The organism is Pseudomonas sp. BT-42-2, assembly GCF_025847435.2.
GTDB classification, from domain to species: Bacteria; Pseudomonadota; Gammaproteobacteria; order Pseudomonadales; family Pseudomonadaceae; genus Aquipseudomonas; species Aquipseudomonas urmiensis.
The window spans coordinates 24,803-43,532 of sequence record NZ_JAOYTM010000021.1; the positions used below are offsets into that span (position 1 = coordinate 24,803).

12 protein-coding genes, 1 other RNA gene and 1 pseudogene are annotated in these 18,730 nt (G+C 57.8%); 5 read left to right on the forward strand and 9 right to left on the reverse strand.

Annotation, left to right across the window (positions count from 1 at the left end; genetic code table 11):
- Positions 1-68 precede the first annotated feature (68 nt).
- Positions 69-1,298 carry a DUF1269 domain-containing protein gene (locus tag OIU19_RS22650; RefSeq protein ID WP_264236888.1) on the forward strand — a complete coding sequence of 410 codons (1,230 nt, stop codon included), beginning with the start codon at positions 69-71 and terminating at the stop codon, positions 1,296-1,298.
- A 9-nt stretch (positions 1,299-1,307) separates the two neighbouring features.
- Positions 1,308-3,620 carry an AAA family ATPase gene (locus OIU19_RS22655; protein WP_264236889.1) on the forward strand — a complete coding sequence of 771 codons (2,313 nt, stop codon included), beginning with the start codon at positions 1,308-1,310 and terminating at the stop codon, positions 3,618-3,620.
- A 46-nt stretch (positions 3,621-3,666) separates the two neighbouring features.
- Here the strand turns inward: OIU19_RS22655 and OIU19_RS22660 are convergent, their stop codons facing one another.
- Positions 3,667-3,912: a hypothetical protein gene (locus tag OIU19_RS22660; protein WP_264236890.1), complete on the reverse strand. Its 246-nt coding sequence runs from the start codon at positions 3,910-3,912 to the stop codon at positions 3,667-3,669.
- Positions 3,913-4,262: 350 nt separating this feature from the next.
- On the opposite strand from OIU19_RS22660, the gene OIU19_RS22665 reads away from it, so the two are divergent.
- From OIU19_RS22665 to OIU19_RS22675, 3 genes are all read left to right on the forward strand, one after another.
- Entirely contained in the window at positions 4,263-5,141 is an 879-nt protein-coding gene (locus OIU19_RS22665) for a YafY family protein (RefSeq protein WP_264236891.1), read from the forward strand.
- Between the two features lie 60 nt (positions 5,142-5,201).
- On the forward strand, positions 5,202-5,849 hold the full coding sequence (locus OIU19_RS22670) for a hypothetical protein (protein ID WP_264236892.1): 648 nt from the start codon (positions 5,202-5,204) through the stop codon (positions 5,847-5,849).
- A gap of 167 nt (positions 5,850-6,016) precedes the next feature.
- On the forward strand, positions 6,017-6,928 hold the full coding sequence (locus tag OIU19_RS22675) for a restriction endonuclease (RefSeq protein WP_264236893.1): 912 nt from the start codon (positions 6,017-6,019) through the stop codon (positions 6,926-6,928).
- A gap of 186 nt (positions 6,929-7,114) precedes the next feature.
- Here the strand turns inward: OIU19_RS22675 and OIU19_RS22680 are convergent, their stop codons facing one another.
- The 8 genes and pseudogenes from OIU19_RS22680 to OIU19_RS22715 form a co-directional block, all read right to left on the reverse strand.
- On the reverse strand, positions 7,115-10,249 hold the full coding sequence (locus tag OIU19_RS22680; protein WP_264236894.1) for a type I restriction endonuclease subunit R: 3,135 nt from the start codon (positions 10,247-10,249) through the stop codon (positions 7,115-7,117).
- Positions 10,250-10,267: 18 nt separating this feature from the next.
- On the reverse strand, positions 10,268-11,470 hold the full coding sequence (locus OIU19_RS22685) for a restriction endonuclease subunit S (protein WP_264236895.1): 1,203 nt from the start codon (positions 11,468-11,470) through the stop codon (positions 10,268-10,270).
- A gap of 1 nt (position 11,471) precedes the next feature.
- Positions 11,472-14,069 (reverse strand): type I restriction-modification system subunit M, encoded by a 2,598-nt coding sequence (locus OIU19_RS22690; RefSeq protein ID WP_264236896.1) that lies wholly within the window; start codon positions 14,067-14,069, stop codon positions 11,472-11,474.
- A 402-nt stretch (positions 14,070-14,471) separates the two neighbouring features.
- A pseudogene (locus OIU19_RS22695) lies at positions 14,472-14,690 on the reverse strand (integrase); the annotation flags it as partial.
- Positions 14,691-15,633: 943 nt separating this feature from the next.
- Complete coding sequence (locus OIU19_RS22700) at positions 15,634-16,890, reverse strand: integrase domain-containing protein (RefSeq protein ID WP_264236897.1); 1,257 nt, start codon at positions 16,888-16,890, stop codon at positions 15,634-15,636.
- 187 nt (positions 16,891-17,077) lie between these two features.
- Positions 17,078-17,469, reverse strand: a transfer-messenger RNA (tmRNA) gene (gene ssrA, locus OIU19_RS22705).
- A 103-nt stretch (positions 17,470-17,572) separates the two neighbouring features.
- Positions 17,573-17,869, reverse strand: coding sequence for a hypothetical protein (locus OIU19_RS22710; RefSeq protein WP_186556518.1), 297 nt, complete (start codon positions 17,867-17,869; stop codon positions 17,573-17,575).
- A gap of 105 nt (positions 17,870-17,974) precedes the next feature.
- Entirely contained in the window at positions 17,975-18,235 is a 261-nt protein-coding gene (locus OIU19_RS22715) for a DUF3077 domain-containing protein (protein ID WP_264236898.1), read from the reverse strand.
- Between the last annotated feature and the right edge of the window lie 495 nt (positions 18,236-18,730).

Consider the following 18,730-nt stretch of genomic DNA (forward strand, 5'->3'; position numbering starts at 1 on the left):
TGCGGCGCCCAGGTTGATCGTTGGATCACCCCCTTTTTCCTTATTGAGCCGGTCAAGGACAGCCCGTCATGAGCTCCCCAAACGCACTTTCCCCGCAGGATGCAACGGCACAACGGCTTCTCGAAGAGTCCGAGCAAACGCGCCAAGCAGATCGGTTCAGCCAGCTTGCATTCGCAGATCCCAGCAGTGCGCCAAAGGCGGTCGAAGTCATCCGGAGCTTCATCCGCTCATACGACCAGCATCGCAGCGAAATGCCGCTGGATCAGTGGCTCATCCAGGAATTTCACAAGTATCCGCATCTGTGGCAAAACAACGCTGAAGTCGAGCGAGTCGCGCTTACCCTGATCAACTCGATCTCGCGCACTAACCAGCATAAAGCCTCGCTGCAACGCCACCTCGACAAAGGAAAAAGCGCGGCCAATTGGCTGGCCAAGGAGCTGGAGCAGGATGCCCAGGACAACCCCGAGCTAAAGCTGAGCGACTACGCAGGCCAAGTGCAGGGCATGCTGGCGTCAGCCAATGTGGCGCTGGCGCAAATACTCGATTCCGGCGATATCGCCAGCAACCCTTCGGCAGTTGTTGGCGAACTGCAACCGCCTGTTTGGGATGACAGCTCGCGGCTGGATATCGCCAAGGACATCAACCGCCAAGCACTGCTCAATGCGGCTTTGAACGCTTCGTATCATGGCGCCCGCATCCTGGGGCAACGCACCTGGAATTGGCTGCGTGGCGAGCAAAACGCACCCGCTAGCACGGCGCTTCAAGCGTTTTTCGACAGTTCGCTGAAGTCGGCCGAGCATGTTGGCGCCCAGGTCGCAGTGTCCGGTGGGGTGATGGTCGCTGCCAAAAGCGGCTGGCTGAGGGTGTCCGGCGACGCGCAAGCCGAGCAAGTCGCCACTACCACTTACATCGGCCTTGAGCGGGCCAAAGCCCTGTACCAGCTTGGGCAAGGCGACATCCTCGCCGATACCGCGATAAACGCCATCGAGCAGGCAACCATGGTGGCTGCTCGGTCTTTGGCTCAAGCAGTTGAAGAGAAAGCCACGCAGCTCGGTGCTACGTGGGGCGCCGCGTTAGGCAGCGTGTTCGGCCCGGGAGGGACGGCTATCGGTGGTGTGGTTGGCGGTGTCGCTGGCCGGGCCGCCGGCAAAGCGGTGGGCATGCTGATCGAGAAGGGCGGGCGAAAGGTTGTCGAGGCTGCAGGGAAGGTTATTCGCAACGTGGTCAACGTAGTCAAAGATGTGGGGGCGAAGGCCGCCCGCGGTGTGGGAAATTTCTTCTCTTCGCTGTTTAGTTGAGGCGGACCGATGACCGATAAAAAGGGTTTTGAAGTCCAGTTAGAAGAGCACTTTCTGGCTGGTGCTCCCGCCATCTATATCCAGTCCGCTGAAGAGGCGCGTGTCGATGAGTTGCTGATCCGACTCAAGCAAAAGCTCCAGCTCAAGCGCATCCACGAATGGAACCTTGGCTATGGCTGGGTAGGCTTTGACAACAAGCAACCGCTGAGCAACCTGGAATCAAGCAAAACCGAGCTGGAGCACGCCTTGCTGGCGCTGCTGGATGCGGACCTGGAGCAATCGCTGATCGTCATCAAGGGCGCTCGCTTGGCGCTGGAGCACAACACGCTCGCGGTTGCCCGACTCAAGCAGTTGTTGAACTCGATCGAGCGCCACCACGCAGGCGAGTGCTCGGTCATTCTGGTTTCGGAGGCGGTCTGTATCCCGCCGCCCATCGAGGCCCAGGTAACGCTCCTGCCTTTGCCATTGCCGAGCCGCGCCGAAATCAAAGCTTTGCTGGCCGAGGTTGAGGCGCGTGGGCAACTGCTCGTCCCGGATCACCTCAGCGACTTGGCGGTGTCTGGGCTAAGTGGCCTGACCTACAGCGAGATGGCCCAGTTACTGAGAATGGTTGGCCGGCAGACGACAACGCTCGATGAACAATCGTTGAATACCATCCTCCATGAGAAAGAGCAGATCATCGTCAAGAGCGGTGTGCTGGAGATGGTCAGGGTCGATGCCGGCGTCAGCGATATCGGCGGCCTGGAAAACCTCAAGCAGTGGCTTGAACAACGTTCGACCATCATCCGCCGCTTGGACGAAGCAACCCGACAGGGCGTCAAGACGCCCAAGGGCGTGCTCATCGCCGGCATGCCTGGCTGTGGTAAATCCCTGACCGCCAAGGTAGCGGCAGGCTTGTTCCAATTGCCGCTGCTGCGCCTGGATATCGGCTCGCTGCTGGGCAAGTACGTGGGCGAGAGCGAGCACAACATGCGCCGCGCGCTCAGCATGGCCGAGACTGTCAGCCCCTGCATTCTCTGGGTCGACGAGCTGGAGAAGGCATTTGTCGGCATGGGCGGTGGCAATGCCTCGGAAGTGACTGCCCGGCTGCTGGGCTATTTCCTGACCTGGATGCAGGAAAAAACCGGCGCCGTGTTTGTCATCGCCACGGCCAACGACATCACTGCATTGCCACCTGAATTGCTGCGCAAGGGGCGCTTCGACGAGATCTTCTATGTCGGCTTCCCCAACCCCGTTGAGCGAGAAAAAATCCTTGGCATCCACCTGGGCAAATCGGGCCAGCACGTCGCTGACTTGCAGATGGATGAGCTGGTAAATCTCTGCCGGGATTACTGCGGTGCCGATATCGAGAACTCGATCAACGAGGCGGTAGCCACTGCGTTCATCCACGGCGGGGCGCTGACGCAAAAGCATCTGAAGGACGCTATTGGCTCCACCATTCCCTTGCGTGAAACCTTGCGTGAGCAGGTCGCCAAGTACGAGGATCTCTTTGAAAAGCTCAAGCTGCGTCCGGCATCCGAGTATCAAGGTCTGAGCGTGGCGCAGATGATCAAGATGGCTGCTGACCCTAACCATGTGAAGCGCGAGGAAGTGGCGCGAAACCCCGACTGCCCGGGCGATCAATTGGAAAGGCTGTCTAAGGACGCGCAGCGTAGTGTGGCGGAGGCGGTGTATGCCAACCCGCGCTGCCCCGAGCACGTACTGTCGATTCGACTCAACGTGCGCAAAGGCCAACCGCTGTACGACCCGGCCATGTTCAAGCTGGCCTGCTTGAACGGCAATGCGCCGCAAGACCTGCTGATTCGCCTGATCGATGAGGATGTGCTGGACGATGACTTGCGCACCTCGTTAGCGGCGTGTGCCAAGGGCGAGGCGCTGCAAACCAAGTTGGCGGGTGACCGCCTGGCTTCGGTAGCGGCGGGCCTGATATTCAACCCTTCGCTGCTGCCGCGGGTAAGGGCCAAGCTGCTAGAAGACGGTAAAAGCAGCATCAAGCAGGCGTTCGCCAAGCATCCAGAACTACCAGAGAGTGAACAGCTTTTGTTGTTGACCAATGCGAGCGCCGCATTGAAGGCAACGCTGAGCAAACATCCGAGGTTGTCTGCTGCTATACAAATGCGTCTGGCCCAGGACCCTGAACAAGAGGTCAGGGTGAAGCTGGCCAGCAATCCGATCCTGAGCAGAGAGGTTCAACAGGTGTTAGCGGGCGATCTTCGTTACCCCGTTAGACGATCGCTTTCCGAGAACCCAGGGCTGAGCCTTGATGAAAGCCACAAGCTCAAGCTAAAGAAGGACGTTATGGAGAACAGGCACCGTTGGTGATTCTGTCTCGGTGGTTTTGGGGCAGGGGGCTTAACGCCCCCTCCCTTCAGCCCTCAGGATTTACCCCCAGCAGAACCTGAACCTGCCGCCGCAGTTGCCCCGCCAGCTCACGCTCGGCACGCAGCTCAGAGCGCAACTCGTTGTTTTCGTGCTCATGGATACGAGCGGTGCGTTGTGCGTCCCTGTCGTTTTTCACCACGTCCCAGACCTCCCCCACTCGCGAGTGCAGTAGCACAAGAATCAACACAGTGATGCCGCTAAGGCTAAGCAATGCCAGCTGCAGGGTTTCCATTTGACGCTTCCTTAAGTAGTGGCTGTTTGCCGGTAAGCCAAACGATATGTCTATAAAAACTACATGTCTATATTGGCTACTTGTACAGGTAAAGGATTCGCGCAGGTAGGGTTTGGCTTCGAGCAGCTTGCCAAGGGCGGCCTAAAGGCTATTTGATATCACGCGAGCCGCAGATCGCCTGGGCTGAGCGGGGACGGGAGGCAGCTGGCCGTGCCTTGTGTATATCTGGTGGATATGACTGCTTACTTTACATATCTTTGCGGTCTTGATCGAAAATAAGTCGACACGTAGGATCTGACGACACGTCATTCATCTGGTCGCGCATCGCTGCCCTTCATCTCGGGTCCACCATGAAACGCACTCAAAGCCTGGATCAAATACGCTGGGACCTCGCCCTGCGCTATCGCCTGATCGAAACAGTCGTCTGGTGGGAGGGCCGGTTGACCACCAACCACTTGATGCAGTGCTTCGGCATCAGCCGCCAGCAGGCATCGAAAGACATCAACACCTACATCACCGACTACGCCTCGAAAAACCTCGTCTACGACAAGCAGATCAAAGGCTACGTCCCGACACGGCAATTCAAGCCACTGTTCATCGATGACAGCGCCAGTGCCTACCTGGACCTACTCAACCACAACGATGAGCGCGCACCGCATATCGAAGGGCTGAACCTGGCCTACGCCCATACCGAAGTGCTCAAGGTGCCGGATCGTTCAGTGCGCCCCGAAGTACTGCGGCCCCTGCTCAAGGCCTGCCGAGAGAAGCGGCGGCTGGACATCGAGTACGTGTCTTTCAAAACCCCCGAAGTGGAAGGACGCACGATCGCCCCGCACACCCTGGTTTACACCGGGATGCGCTGGCACGTGCGCGCCTACTGCGAGAAGAACCGTGAGTACCGCGACTTTGTCCTGAGTCGTTTCCGAGGCGAGCCAGAGTTGCTCGACGACGAAACCCAGAACGGCAGTGACCAAGACCTGGAGTGGAACAGCAAAATCAACGTGATCTTCAAGCCGGACGAACGCTTGACCCCAGCCCAACGCGCGATCATTGAAGTGGACTACGCCATGACAGACGGACAGCTGGTAGTCGAGAGCTCGCAGGCGTTGGCCAAGTATGTGGTCAAACGCTTCCACGTAAACCCCAACCTGCATGACGCCCGGCCGGAAGCTCAGCAACTGGTGCTGGCGAACCGCGCAGAATTGAAACCCTGGCTTAGCCTGGATTAACGGCGCCGTTGGCCGACTTAGTGTTGTAGCCCTAAGAATCCCATCTTCGAGGACAAAGGCATGGCAGCCGCCCCCGCTTGGTTTGAAACAGCAAAACAGCGCGCGCACGAAGTCGCAGCGGCGTATGAGAAACGCCACGATGACTTCGAGCGCCTGAAGGACGAGCAGTTGCGCATCTTCGCCGGGACCGATGTTGCAACCTACTTGGCGTTGCTGGCTGAGCACGTGCGCAGCGCGTATGGAGACAACCAGGAAGCAGGTTGGCTACCGCCTTCTGGCAAGAGCTTCAGCGACGAGGAATTCTTCGAGACGTTCATTCGCCATGATCGCGGCGCCCGCCATTTCAAGTCGTTGAGCCAAGTACCCGAATTTTTGCGCGCAGAGTTTGAAGACTGGGACGATGACGATTTCCGCGCTCATGCTGATGAGTTGCGCGAGGCTTGTCGGGATGCGTACGACAGCCTGGCGGAATCACGCGAGATCATGGGCGACGAGCCTGAGTGTGAAGACTTCTTCGAAGGGCTCTACAACCGGCCTGAGCATGCTGGGGCTACTGAGAGTGAGATCGCACAGACGGAGGCGTTGGTGAATAACCTGCATTCGGGGTGGAAGCGGTGTCAGAAGGCTGGGCTGGCGTTGTTGCATCCGGCTAGCTATGACGGGCCGGATTATGATCCTACGTTGATGGCTGCGTTGATGGGGGAGTGAGTTCATGTATTGCTGCGCGGATGGTGCGGCTGCTCCTTTAGCTCTCGATGAGAGCAAAGCGTAGAGCGCTCGGTGGACGTCTTTGATTAATTGGGCGAGCTAGACGCTATTTGATGAGAGCGTTATGCGCCGTGCCTGAGCGCGGCTAGCAAGGATGGGGTGCAACGATGGCAATTCCTGATTTTCAAAGTGTGATGCGGCCTGTGCTGGCCACTGTGCAGAATGGTGCGCCGATGCCACTGAGCGAGGTGCGCGTGCATGTGGCCGAGCAGTTTCAACTGACCGAGGACGAGCGCAAGGAGCGTCTGCCCTCCGGCCATCAGACAGTCATCAACAACCGCGTGGGCTGGGCGCGTACCTATCTGAATAAGGCGGGATTGCTGTGCATCCCGACCAAGGGGATGGTGCAGATTACAGCGCGGGGCCTTAGTGCTTTGGCTCATGGCCCGGAGCGCATCACGGTTAGTTGGTTGAAGCAGTTCCCCGAGTTCGCAGACTTCCATACCGCTAAACCGCAAGAGCTTGAAACCCCCGCCTTGGTAGATGTTGGTGTTGCCGAAACGACGCCTGACGAGCAGTTGGCAGAGGCGCATCAGGCACTGCTGCAGTCACTCGCAGAAGAGCTGTTAGTGCAAGTGCGGGCAGCGACACCCAGTTTCTTTGAGCAGTTGGTGGTCGATCTTATGATCGCTATGGGCTACGGCGGCTCGCGCAAAGAGGCCGGCAAGGCGACCCAGGCGACCAATGATGATGGGATCGACGGGATTATCAAAGAAGACAAGCTCGGCCTAGACGTGATCTATTTGCAGGCCAAGCGCTGGACCAACACTGTGCACCGCCCGGAAATCGACAAATTTATCGGTGCTTTGACACGCCAGCGTGCGCGCAAAGGCGTGTTCATTACTACGTCGGATTTCTCAGAGGGCGCCCGTTCTGCAGCGTTGGGGCTGGATATTAAAGTGGTGCTGATCGACGGTGTTGAGCTGGCGCGATTGATGGTGGAGAACAACTTGGGGGTGAGTATCAAGCAGGTGTATGAAGTTAAGCAGCTGGATAGTGATTACTTTACTGAGGAGTGAGCATAGATGTGGTGGGCCGGGGTAATTTGAAAAAGCCGCATATTCATATGAATTTTCTATGTTTTTAGCGGTTGGGTTTTACCTGTGGAATACCGACAGGAATACCAATGTTCTCATTCGGTGCAGTGAAAGTGATGTTGCGCAGAGTTTCATCTCCGAGTCTTGTTTTGTTTTGCTCTGAACCCACTAACTATCCTCAATACCACCCCGTAGGAGAAAGTCGCTCAGAAGCTTGGCAGCCTTGATTTTGACCTTGAAGATTGGAAGTGAAACACCCTCAAGACCGTCAAAGTATGCCTTTGCTTTTTCTTGATCTACTGTGCCCCTAAGATCATCAAACCGACCGTACTCATTGAGATTTGCTTCCGTGAGATGAGTGCTCATCAAAGCAATCAGCTTCGCTGCATGCACCCCCAAAGCTGAAACGATAGCCGCTACTTCTTTACCTTTTGCGGCCGTCTTGTAATCCATAAGATAGTCGCGGAAGGTCCGAGCGGGATCGATCTGCACATCGCCGCGCTGGATGTCGTGCAAGAAAATCTCGGCTAACTTCTGGTCCTCCTGCGAGAGCGATGTGAACGACCGATGCAACTCGGCTAGGGTTGTCTCCTTGGATGCCCCGTCGCCGCTCTGCAGCTCTTTGAGGTACTTGGCAAAACGCGAATTCATGTAGTCCGCGTCGATCTTGCCGGTGTCGATCTCGGTGATGTGGCTGTCGATGTCGAACGGGATGCTCTCGCCGGCACCGCCACCGCCTGCCCCTAGTTCCTTGTAGCGTTGCAGCAGCGTCAGGTACTGCAGCTTCGTGATCGCCAACGCAATAGACTGCTTGGGATCCGTGTCGAACTCGTAGACCGTCTTGTCCCAGGTGAAGCCCTGAATCTTGGCGGCCTCAAAGATGGCGCTGAACCGGTTGAAATGTTTTGCGAAGACCGCCCGCGCTGCCAAGTCGTCGGGCAACTTGGCAAAGTCGGTGATGCCCGCCGCGCTGAAGAGAGCACTGATCTCGGTGAAGCAGTCGTTCAAGCGCTCCAGGTTCCGGGGCAACTGGTCGGCAAAGAGGCCAATGGGCTTGTCGCCAGAGTACACCTTCACCGCCGCACCCACGTTGCGCTTCATCGTGTGCGGTTTGCGGTAGTAGCGGATCGTGCCAAATGGCTTGTCTGGCCCGAACAGCCGGTTGGTGCGTGAGAACGCCTGGATGAGGGTCTCGTAATCCAGCAGCTTGTCGCAGTACAGCGTGTTGACCCACTTCGAGTCGAAGCCGGTCAGCATCTGGTTCACCACGATTAGCAGATCCAGCCGCTTCTCCGGCTCGGCCTCGACCCGGATGTAGGGGGCCTTGTGGGCCAGACGTGCGGCCAGGTCCTTCTTGAAGTTTGCATGGCTTCCCATGTCGAACTTCTGACCATAGGTGGCGTTGTAGTCCTTGATAATCTCTTCCAGCCCGGCTGCCTTGAAGGCCGGATCGGTACCGCCGGTGTCGTCATCGCTGATGTGCGGGTCGAACAGCGCGGTGATCTTCAGCGTGGGGCACTCCGCCTTCATGAGGCGGTAGTAGACGATCGCCTCAGTGATGCTGCTGGTGGCAAGGATGGCGTGGAACTTCCCTCCTTGGCTCAGCACTTCCCAGTTGTCAGCGATGTCCCTCAGCACGGCGTGGTGGTGCTCGTCGCGCTCGTACTGGGCGTTCGACAAGTAGTCCTCAATGCCGCACTGGTACTCCCCCGCTGCATCGACGTGGCCTGCCATCGGCACGTCGTTCATGTACCGGTTGAAGGCCTTCTTCTTCGCTGGGGCCGCCAGCGCCTCAGCCACGGACGACGCCTTGGCCTTCTCCAACGCCACTGCCAGTCGAAGGTCGCGGTCGCGATAGGTCAGAACCTGGTAAGGATCGAAGCCCAGAACGTTCTTGTCGCGGATGCCGTCGGCAATGCTGTAGCGGTGCAGTTCGTCCCCAAAGACATCCGTTGTAGTGTTGTCCTTGCGAACGTTCTCCTTGTGGATGGGCGTGCCGCTAAAGCCAAAGAACACAGCGCCCGAGAAGCTCGCCTTGATGTCGGCCAGCATGTCGCCGAAGGTGGAGCGGTGACACTCGTCCACTATGAAGACGATGCGCTTGCCGCGCATGATCTCCAGGTCGTGCGCCTTCAAGCCATCGGCGTCATCCGTGATCCGGCTCATCTTCTGGGTGGACGTCACGATCAGGGTATCCGCTGGTGCGGTGCTCTTCAGCGTCTTGACCAGCACCCCGGTGTTTTCAGTGGCCTGCACCTGGTTGCTGTCACCGGCAAAGTCCCGGTAGGCCTTCAGCGTCTGCGTTCCCAGTTCCACCCGGTCTAGCAGGAACACCACTTTGTCGGCGTCCTTGGAGTTGGCGATGAGCTGGGCCGACTTAAAGCTCGTCATGGTCTTGCCCGAGCCGGTGGTGTGCCAGATGTAGCCGCCCAGTCGGTTCGGGTTTTTCCAATCGGTCTTGGCCACCTTGTCGGAAATGGCGTGCGCGGCGTAGTACTGGTAGCTGCGCATCACCTTCAGCACGCCGTCGGCCTCGTCGGCTACGGTGTAGAAGCCGATCAGCTGGTGCGCCTTTGGGATGGACAGCAGGCTGGAGGTGAAGCTCTTCCAGTCGTTGACTGGCTCATTGTTAAAGTCAGCCCAGTGGAATGCGTAGTCCTTGTTGAACTTGCCCTCCGGCCCAGGGTTGGCGAAGTACAGCGCCTCCCCAGGCTCCATGGCCACAAAGATCTGCACCAGCGAGAACAGCCCGGTGAACACGCCCTCACGCGCGTACTTCTGGATCTGGTTGTAGGCCTGGCTGACCGGCACACCACTCTTCTTCAGCTCGATGTGGATCACCGGCATGCCGTTGATCAGCAACAGCAGGTCTCCCCGCCGGTCGAGCTGCAGTTCAGAAACGCGGGCGTAGCGCGGTTGCTGCGCGATCTGGTAGCGGCTTTGCCCGGCGGCAATCTCGTGCCGGTCGTAGACCTTCAGGCTCACTTCTTTGCCGAAATGTAGTGTGTCGGCCGGGTTGTCCCGCGTGATGGAAACCGTCTTGCCGTTGATGAACCCGTTCAGCTTCAGCGGGGTGCGCAGGGCGACGATCTGCTCCATCACCTGCTGCATCTCGCTGTCGGTCAACGGCACCTCGTTCAGCCGGTCCTTGCCACGATTGTTCTCGAAGAGGATCTGCTTCCAGTTCGCCAGCAGGTCCGCCTCGCTGGGGCACTTGATGACCTCCAGCTCACCCCAGCCACGCTGACGGAGCTCGTGGACGACAGCTGCTTCGAATTCGGACTCTTTGGAAAACGTGGTCATGCGAGATAGGAGTCCTTATCAGACAAACATTTCGTCTAGGCAAGCGAGCTTGATTTGCTGGAGCTTCCGTATTTGAGCTGCGTGCTTAACGATCAGGGCGTCGAGATTGCGAAAATATGATCCGATTTTTTCTTGCTCGCCAGGGGAAGGAATCAGAACTGGGATACCGGACAAGGTGTTTGCGCTTATAGCGGGGTAGCTCGTGCCTGTACAATTCGCGAGAACCATCGCAACAAAGTCGTCGCACTGCATCAGACTCAGCAAGAAATTGCCATCGCCATGCGGTCGAATTTGGGCGTACCCTGTAGAAAACACATAGTTTTCGTCCGACAGTGTGAAGAGATGATTGTTCTTTTGGTACGGGCGTACGGTCTGAAAGAATAAATCTCCTTTTCGTGCCAGGCGCTGCGCCCTGGATGGTGCCGTTCTCCGTGTTTCTCTTCTATGTCCAACCATTTCGGTTCCCACAACGGATTCCAGGTCAACATATTCAAATACTTCCGGGAGTTTCTCTCTCGGGTTGAAGATGCCTACGGCCCCGAGCATCTTCTTCTCCCATCGTTTCGAAAATTCTCCGAATCGCACCTCGGGCGTAACGGCACCTAGTTTCGGGAACATTTTCTGAAGCATCGCCTTTTTCAGGGCCACCAGCTTTTCATGCTTACGCTGATGAAACGCAATCGTGGACTCAAGATCGCGGAAGTACGTGGCGATCTTCCGTTGTTCAGAAACCGAAGGTGTATCGAATTCAATGCGAACAAAGGAATCCCAGTACAGACGCTTTCTGAAGTCTGTGACGCCATAAGATAGGTTATTCATTTGCGCCACAATTTGAGGGCGCCTCAAACCGTAGTCCATGAATAACGGGAAGATGGTCTCACCCGGCGTTGCTGTGAGATAGGCTGGGCTAACCATCCCTTCAATTTTTGCGACACCAAGCGCGCCTTGCCATGCTCGCATCATGTTTAACACAAGATCCCCGGCGTAGACATGCTTGTACAGCGACTTGTCTTCGCTACGCCGCACCTTCTTTCCAAGTGCTTCGCCGCTAAGTTCGCCCGTCGAAACTCCGCTGTGGATTGACACGGACAAGATGGGCAGCGAATCGTTTCCGCGCTCGTTTCGTTCGGTGTAAAGCGTCCCCAGTGGCTTTTTCTCCCACGCCGCATTAAACCCCTTGAAACGAATCCTTGGAAACCTTGCTGCGGTCTGATAGTTCATCTCAGCCCCCTGCCAGCAAAGTCTTCAATTCCTCAATGCCCTTGAGGTCGAATTCGCCACCATCCAGTTCTCCGAGCATGCCCACCAGGGCTTCCTCGGCTTGCTGGATGTCCCGGGCGTTGTCGGCATAGGTGATCCGGTACTTCTCAACCAAAGCTTGCAGCTTGGCGACGAGGCTGGATGTCACCAGGCTAGGCAGGCGATGCAGCTCGTCCACCAGCGGCGAAAGCCACTTGCTTTCGAGCAATGCGTAGACCTGTGCGTCGCTTAACGTCTCGATGGTGGCCTTGGTCCTCAGGTGCAGCGCTGCTGCTTCCTTCTTGATGGCCGCTTTCAATGACTTCTCTTTGGCCAGCAATTTCGCCGCTTGGATGATCTTGGCTTCGTATGAATCTGAGCCGAAATCTCCCGAGACTTTGGCCTCGGCCACCAACTCTTTGGCTTCCGTGGCTACGGCTTTGGCGACGAACTTGTCGCCTGCTTCGTTGAATGTGTCTTTGGCCTTGTCTTCGTCGCTGAAGCCTTCAAGCAGATCCTCGAGCTGAGCGACCAGGTCAGCCAGCTCCGCCTCCTTCTTGCGGAGTGCGTCCAGCTCCTTCTTGTGGTGTGCCAACTGCACGAGGTCAAAGGGCAGGATGCGGCCTTTCCAGCCTTCCTGTACTTCCACGTCCTTGCCGTCCTTTTTCTTGACGACGTAGTTCGGGTCGACCACGCGCGTGGCGGCAAAGCCCTCGGTCTGCAGGATTTCCAGATCCACGGCGATGGACTGCCAGTGGTCATCGAGGACCTGATAGGCCTGGTACTTGTCGATGAGGGGCACCGTGCCGACCTTGGCCAAGCGAGCAAACAGGTCGTCGCAGATTAGCGCTTGCTGGCGGGGGACCTGCAACGTGAGCATCTTGCCAATCAGCTCGCTGTGTAGCCAGGGCTTGAAGCCATCGAATGCGCTGGCGAAGTCATCGTTGAACTTCGTCACTTCAGGGTGTTGCCGCACTGTCGCAGCCAGGTCATCCGCCTTCGGCTGGGCGTACGGCGTGCCATCCAAGGTGAACAAGGCCGCGCGCAGGTTGGGGAAGGCCTTCCAGTAGTCGGCCAGCGCATCCAGTTCACTCAGCGGGATGCCGCCGAACATCGAGGCGTACAAGTCCCAGCTTTCGGGCGGCTCGGACGAGTCCACGTATCGCGTGATGTAGAGGTTGTAGTCGTTGGCCTCGCCTTGCAGCTCGGTCTTGGGCACCAGACGGCTGAAGCCGGGCACGGTGGCGCGGGCGATCACCACATCGGTGATCTTTTTGATGTCGCAAGCGCGCAGCTTGTTGTTCTTGCCCTCTTTGGCGAAGCCCTTGGAGGCGTCTACGAACAGCACGTCGCTGCCTTCGCGCTTTTGCCTGAGCACGAGGATGACGGTCGGGATGCCAGTGCCGAAGAAGATGTTGGCCGGCAAGCCGATGATGGTTTCTAGGTGGTCGCTCTCGATCAGCTGTTTGCGGATGACGCCTTCCTCTCCGCCTCGGAACAGCACGCCGTGCGGCAGGACGATGGCCATGATGCCGTTGGGCTTCAGGTGGTACAGGTCGTGCAGCAGGAAGGCGTAGTCGGCCTTGGACTTGGGGGCTACGCCGAAGCGGGCGTAGCGCGGGTCAGCGTCCTTGTGCTGCGGGTCCCACTTCTGTGAGTAGGGCGGGTTCGACACCACTGCATCCAGGTACAGCGGGTTGTAGCTGTTGACCGGGTCTTGCTCGTCGAAGTACGGCCAGTCGTCTTCCAGCGTGTCGGCGTTGCGGGTGACGATGTTGCCCGGGAGGATGCCACGCATGACCAGATTCATGCGCGTGAGGTTGTAGGTGTTCTCCTTCAGCTCTTGGGCGTAGTACTTGATGCTGTCTTTGTCGCCCATGTGCTTGGCGATGGCCTGGCCGATGTTGAGCAGCAGCGATCCCGAGCCACTGGTGGAGTCGTAGATCTGGATGGTTTGGCGGTCCTTGAGATGGTGCGCGATGACCTCAGACATCAGCACGGACACCTCGTGCGGGGTGTAGAACTCGCCTGCCTTCTTGCCCGCATTGGCGGCAAACATGCCAATCAGGTACTCATAGATGAAGCCGAGCACGTCGTAGCCCTGCTTGCCATCCATGGGAATGTCTTTGATCAGCTGGACAAGCTCGCTGATCGCCTTGGTCTGTTTTGCTGCGGTGTCGCCCAGCTTGCTCAGCCCGGTCTCCAGCGTCTTGAAGACGCCATCGAACAGGCGCTTGTGGTTCGGGTGGATCAGGCGGCCAAAGGCTGACAGGGCTTCGCGAACATCAGCAACATCGAAGTCGCTGGTTTGTTCGAGCCACGTCGAAAACAGGTGCTTGTGGGCGATGAAGTAACCCAGGTTGGACTTGAAGTGGTCAACGGTTTCCGTGTCCTCTTCAGTCACCGCACTGAAGTCTTCCTCCGTGAAGCCCTCGGCGGAGGCGAAGGCCAACAGCTTGTCGGAGAGGTATTTGTAGAAGATGAAGCCAAGGATGTAGTCCTTGTATTCGTTAGCCTCGATCTTGGATCGCATCTGGTTGGCAGATTCCCAGATCTTGGCTGCGAGCTGTTGCTTATTCACGGCGAGTACTTTTAGGAAGTTGATCAAGCAAATTGAAAGAAATTTTCTGCCTTAAGCAGGGCTGAGCCAGCATAAGGATGGGATTTCAATAATGCGCCGAAGTATCGCACCCACTGGGTGTCCACGAAAAGCTATGAATACGGTTAGCGGGTGGATACCGTCCCAAACTGCAGATGGAGGGAAGCAGACCTTCGTCGCCAAGCGGACTTCAAGGATTGCTGATCAGTAGATTCCTGGCGCTCATCTGGCATTGGTTGTACGTCTGCAAAGGCCGAGGAGTTCGCCATCAGCAAACACCCTGAGTGTCGGTTTGCTCAGTAAGCTGCCTTCGCTGCGCTCGACAGATTAAGGTCCACTGAGGGTCGAAAGCAGTCCTGCCTGAGCGATTGCTTCTGGCCGCTAGTCGGCCAACACCGTTCGAACACTCTGCCGCGCATCATTGATAGCGGGCCCCTGTTCGGAGCGGCACCACTTCGCGAATGCCTGCCGCCGATCACTGTGCGCCTTGACCGTGCCGTAGTGGCCGCCGCCGAACATGTCTTTCAACGCCTGCGGCCCTTCATAGCTCAATTGCCTGCCGTAGCCAAAATTGCGGCCATCGCGTCTACCCACCAATGCGATGTCGGTCACCTCATCTGCCGTTCTCCGATCCTTGCCCCACGTCATCCCGCCAAGAATGCTGAGTGTTATCAGGGATCAAGGCCCCTGCGACCTGTGGGGAGTGTCCTCTGCGCGGGACTGGCGGCTCCTTACGTCCGGGAGCAAGGGCATCTCATGATCTGGCCTCCTGAGCACCGTTACCGGTGGGCGGGTGGAGGCAGCACTGGCTGACGAGACCAGCGCCTGAAGATCCTGAGCCAGGTGCAAGCAGCACTGCGATGACCGGGGCATGCCTGACTGTCAGTCAGGTGCAGTCCATTCCCTGGTCTGCGGCACCATCATCTACAGCGCTGTTGCTGGTGACATCGGCGTTTGTCACGCCGATTGTCACGAGGGGGATTGCCGCAAAGCCTTTTGCGATCAGGGCAGCAGCAGTGTTAGAAGTGCCCGTCTCTTTCCAGAAGAAAGAGACGGGCACAGGTTGGCGCAGTATTCGGCCAAGCGGATAGGTTGCTGCAGGGCAGCGAGGTACGGTGTATCTGGCGCACGAGCGCCATATGTGTAAGAGCATCCATCACATGGGTAGTGACCGGGCGAGCTGCCGGATGCGAATCGCCCTTGGGGAGAACCACCGCGGGAGCGGCGTGACCTTTAAGGTTCGGGTCACCTGGGGTGCTGTCATCGACAGCCTTTGCACGACCAGTTCTACGCCTGTGGATAAACCCGGTCAAGGGCCGAAATTCAGCGCTCTTGGGGACGTGAAAAGCGGTTATCCACTGGTGGAATTACTTGGTAACTCCCGGACAACGTCGTGGCTTTTAGCTTTTCAAAGTGAGGTCCATCCAAACAGGGCGGCTTTGCAGCCCTGTTTGGATGGACCCGCGCTGAGAAGCGGATAAGCGAGGCTGCTTGCCCCGAGTCTTGAACGTTCAGTTGTTACCGCAATTCTTGCGCCTGCACAGTGCTAACGAATCGGCACCACATTCTTGTCTCTGACTTGGCCGTAGGCTGAGGCAAGCAGACTGCCGGTGGCGGCCTTCTGGATGTACTCACTCCACCAAGCCATCATCGGTCGCCGGCGTTCGATGTAGTCGGCTCGGTTGTAGGCGCTGCGCACCTCATCCTTGTCGACATGCGCCAGTGCGACCTCAATGAGTTCCGGGTCCCACCCATGTTCATTCAAGATGGTGCTCGCCATCGAACGCATGCCGTGGCTGACCAACCGATCCTGGAACCCCATGCGTTTCAACGCCATGTTGGCGGTCTGGCTATTGGCGTGCGTGCGTGGATTTCTATCGGCCGGGAAGACGTACTCGCGATGACCGCTGTGAGTCTTCAGTGACTCCAACAGTGCGACAGCGTGATCGCTCAACGGGATGCTGTGTGGGCGGCGCTTCTTCATCCGCTCCGCAGGGATAGTCCAGACACGCCTTTCAAAGTCGATGTCTGCCCAGCGAGTAGTCGCTGCCTCGGCGGGGCGAGTCATCGTGTGCAACTGCCATTCAATCAGGCAGCGGGTGGTGCGTTTGATGCTGGCGTTCGCGATCTCCAGCATGAGCTCGGGGAGTTCTTCGGGCGGAAGCGCAGCCATGTTCTCTTTCTTGGGCTTCTTGAATACTGCCCTGATGCCGGTGAGCGGGTTGGCGAAGATCAGGCCGGAGTTTACGCCGTAGGTCATGATCTCGTTTAGTCGCTGGCTGAGACGCTTGACCGTCTCCAGGCTGCCTTTCGCTTCGATTGGGCGAAGCAATGCGATCACCATCGGAGCGGTGATCTTCGTCAGTGGCGTCGTCTTCAAATCGGGGAACACGTGCAGCGTGAGCGATCGCCAAATGTCCTCGGCGTAGGCCGGGGTGACCGAGTCTTTCTTGAGTTCAAACCAGGCGGTGGCCACGTTCTCGAACGTGTGTTCGGTTTCCGCGCGCTTGGCTTCATTCAACGTATTGCGCTGCACCTTCGGATCGATGCCTTGAGCGAGCAGCTCACGCGCTTCGACTGCCTTCTTTCGTGCGTTCGCCAGTGACAGTTCGGGGTAGGTCCCGAAGCCGATGTTGATGCGCTTCTTGGTCACCGGTTCGCGGTAGTTGAAATTCCACAGCAACGAGCCGTTGCTGCGTACGCGGAGCTGCAAACCATCACCGTCAGTTAGGACGTAATCCTTGGACGCCGGTTTGACTCCCTTGAGCTGTCGATCGGAGAGGCGGAGGTTTTGAGCAGGCATGAGATTGTCCTCAGGCACTGATTCGGTATTCCAAAGATTAGCACCGGGTGAGCTGGAATACCGCCTGGAATACCCGAATGGCTGGAACTCAAAAACTCTTGAAAGACCGCAAAAGCGCTGGAAGCCGCGTATTTACTGGCATTCAGGCGCAAAAAAAGACGTCCGTGGACGTCTTTGATTGATTATTTGGTGGAGCCGGGGGGATTTGAACCCCCGTCCGCCAGTACTCCGCTGTCGGTACTACATGCTTAGCCGTCTCTACTGAGTTAATCCGCAGCCGCCCGAGTGGCAGGGTGCTTTGGACGAGTTGGGTAAGTTTTAGTCGCTTTGCCCCCAACGTGCTACACGACGATCCTGTTCTGTATGACAATCACTTCGGGTTTACAGGCATCCCCTAGTGATTGCTGGAGCCGAAGCTACCAGGAGAGCGGGCTCAGCTGCTTACGCAGCGAGAGCGTAACCCTCGTAGTTTTCGTCATTGGCAACTATAGAAAGTTGCAACAGTGGATTTACGAGTTCTGTTACCAACTCGGCATGCACCTAGAGTTTCGTGACCGGCGTCGAATCCTAATCGGCCCCACACTCAGCTCTAGCTGAACGTGCTTTTCAGCACGCAAGGCGGAGTATACGCCTTTGCGCGGGCGACGTCGACAACTGGTCCTGTCGTCGCCCGTGCCGGGCCTCACGCGCCGCCGCTACCGCCGCTGGTGCCGCTGCCTTTGTCGGTTTTCTCCAGGCGTTCGAGCACTTTGCTGGTAATGGCGATGCATTCTTTGGTGTCGCCGGAGGCCTGGGCGGCCTTGGCTTTGTCGACGTGCTCGGTGAGGGCTTTGTCGAGGCCTTCGGAGGTGGCGCCGGCGGTGGCCATGCTGTCGTCGATTTTCTGCAGGTTCAGGGCGCACAGGTCGTCGGCGGCGAACACGGGGGAAGCCAGCAGGGTGGCCGCCGCGAACAGGGCTGAGAGAGCAGTACCTTTCATGGGTGTCTCCTTCTGCAAGGCCTCTGGAAGGTGGGCCTGAAGGGTGGACTGTGGCGTTTGGGCGTGGGTTCAATCCAAGTGCTGGCTGGCAGATAGGGCGCGCTGTCAGGGCTGGGCGTTGGGGTAGAGTTTGCCCAGTTCGATGTCATCGGCCACGGCCTTGGCGAAGGCGCTGAGATAGCGGGCTGCGCCGAGGGCCATGTGATCGCCGTTGATCTCGGCTTCGAGGGTGAGGTGGCGGATCAGGCCGAGCATGGTCGAGAGTTCTTCGAAGGCGCGTTCGGCGGGGACGCCGGGCAGGATGCGGTAGAGGTCGAGGAAGGTCTCGCTGCCGGCGGTTTTCCAGTTTCTGAGGTCGTGGGTCATCTGATCATTCCTTGATAGCTGCGGGGGAGGGGGTGTTCGGGTTGGGGGTGGCCCGGGTGCAGGTGTCAGAGGGGGTGAGCAGTTTGAGGTGGGGTGGGTCGGGGACGAGTTTTTTCATGGTGCAGTTCCGATTTTGTCTTCAGGAGCTGCCAGTCGTCTTCCTCTCACAGAATTGGGTGGCAGCCGAATGCGGGGTGAGAGACCGGCAAAAATCGGAAATCCGGCCAGACCGAAGTCTGCCCGCATTGGCTGCCATTGCAGTGCTACCGATTAACCGGGCTCTCACACCCTGCCGCCAACATCTGACGACCCGAGGAAATTAGCCCTGATGCTCGTGCTCAACAACAGCGAAACGGCTCTAGCGGTCGTAGGGTAATTCCCAAGCGTGGTTGAGCTGAAGTATTTGGTTGCAGGTTCGGAAATGTCTTACGGCTGGAGGCCGTAGGCGAGGGCTTTGCCTCGATCGCAGGCAAACCAGCTCCCACAGGGTTCGCG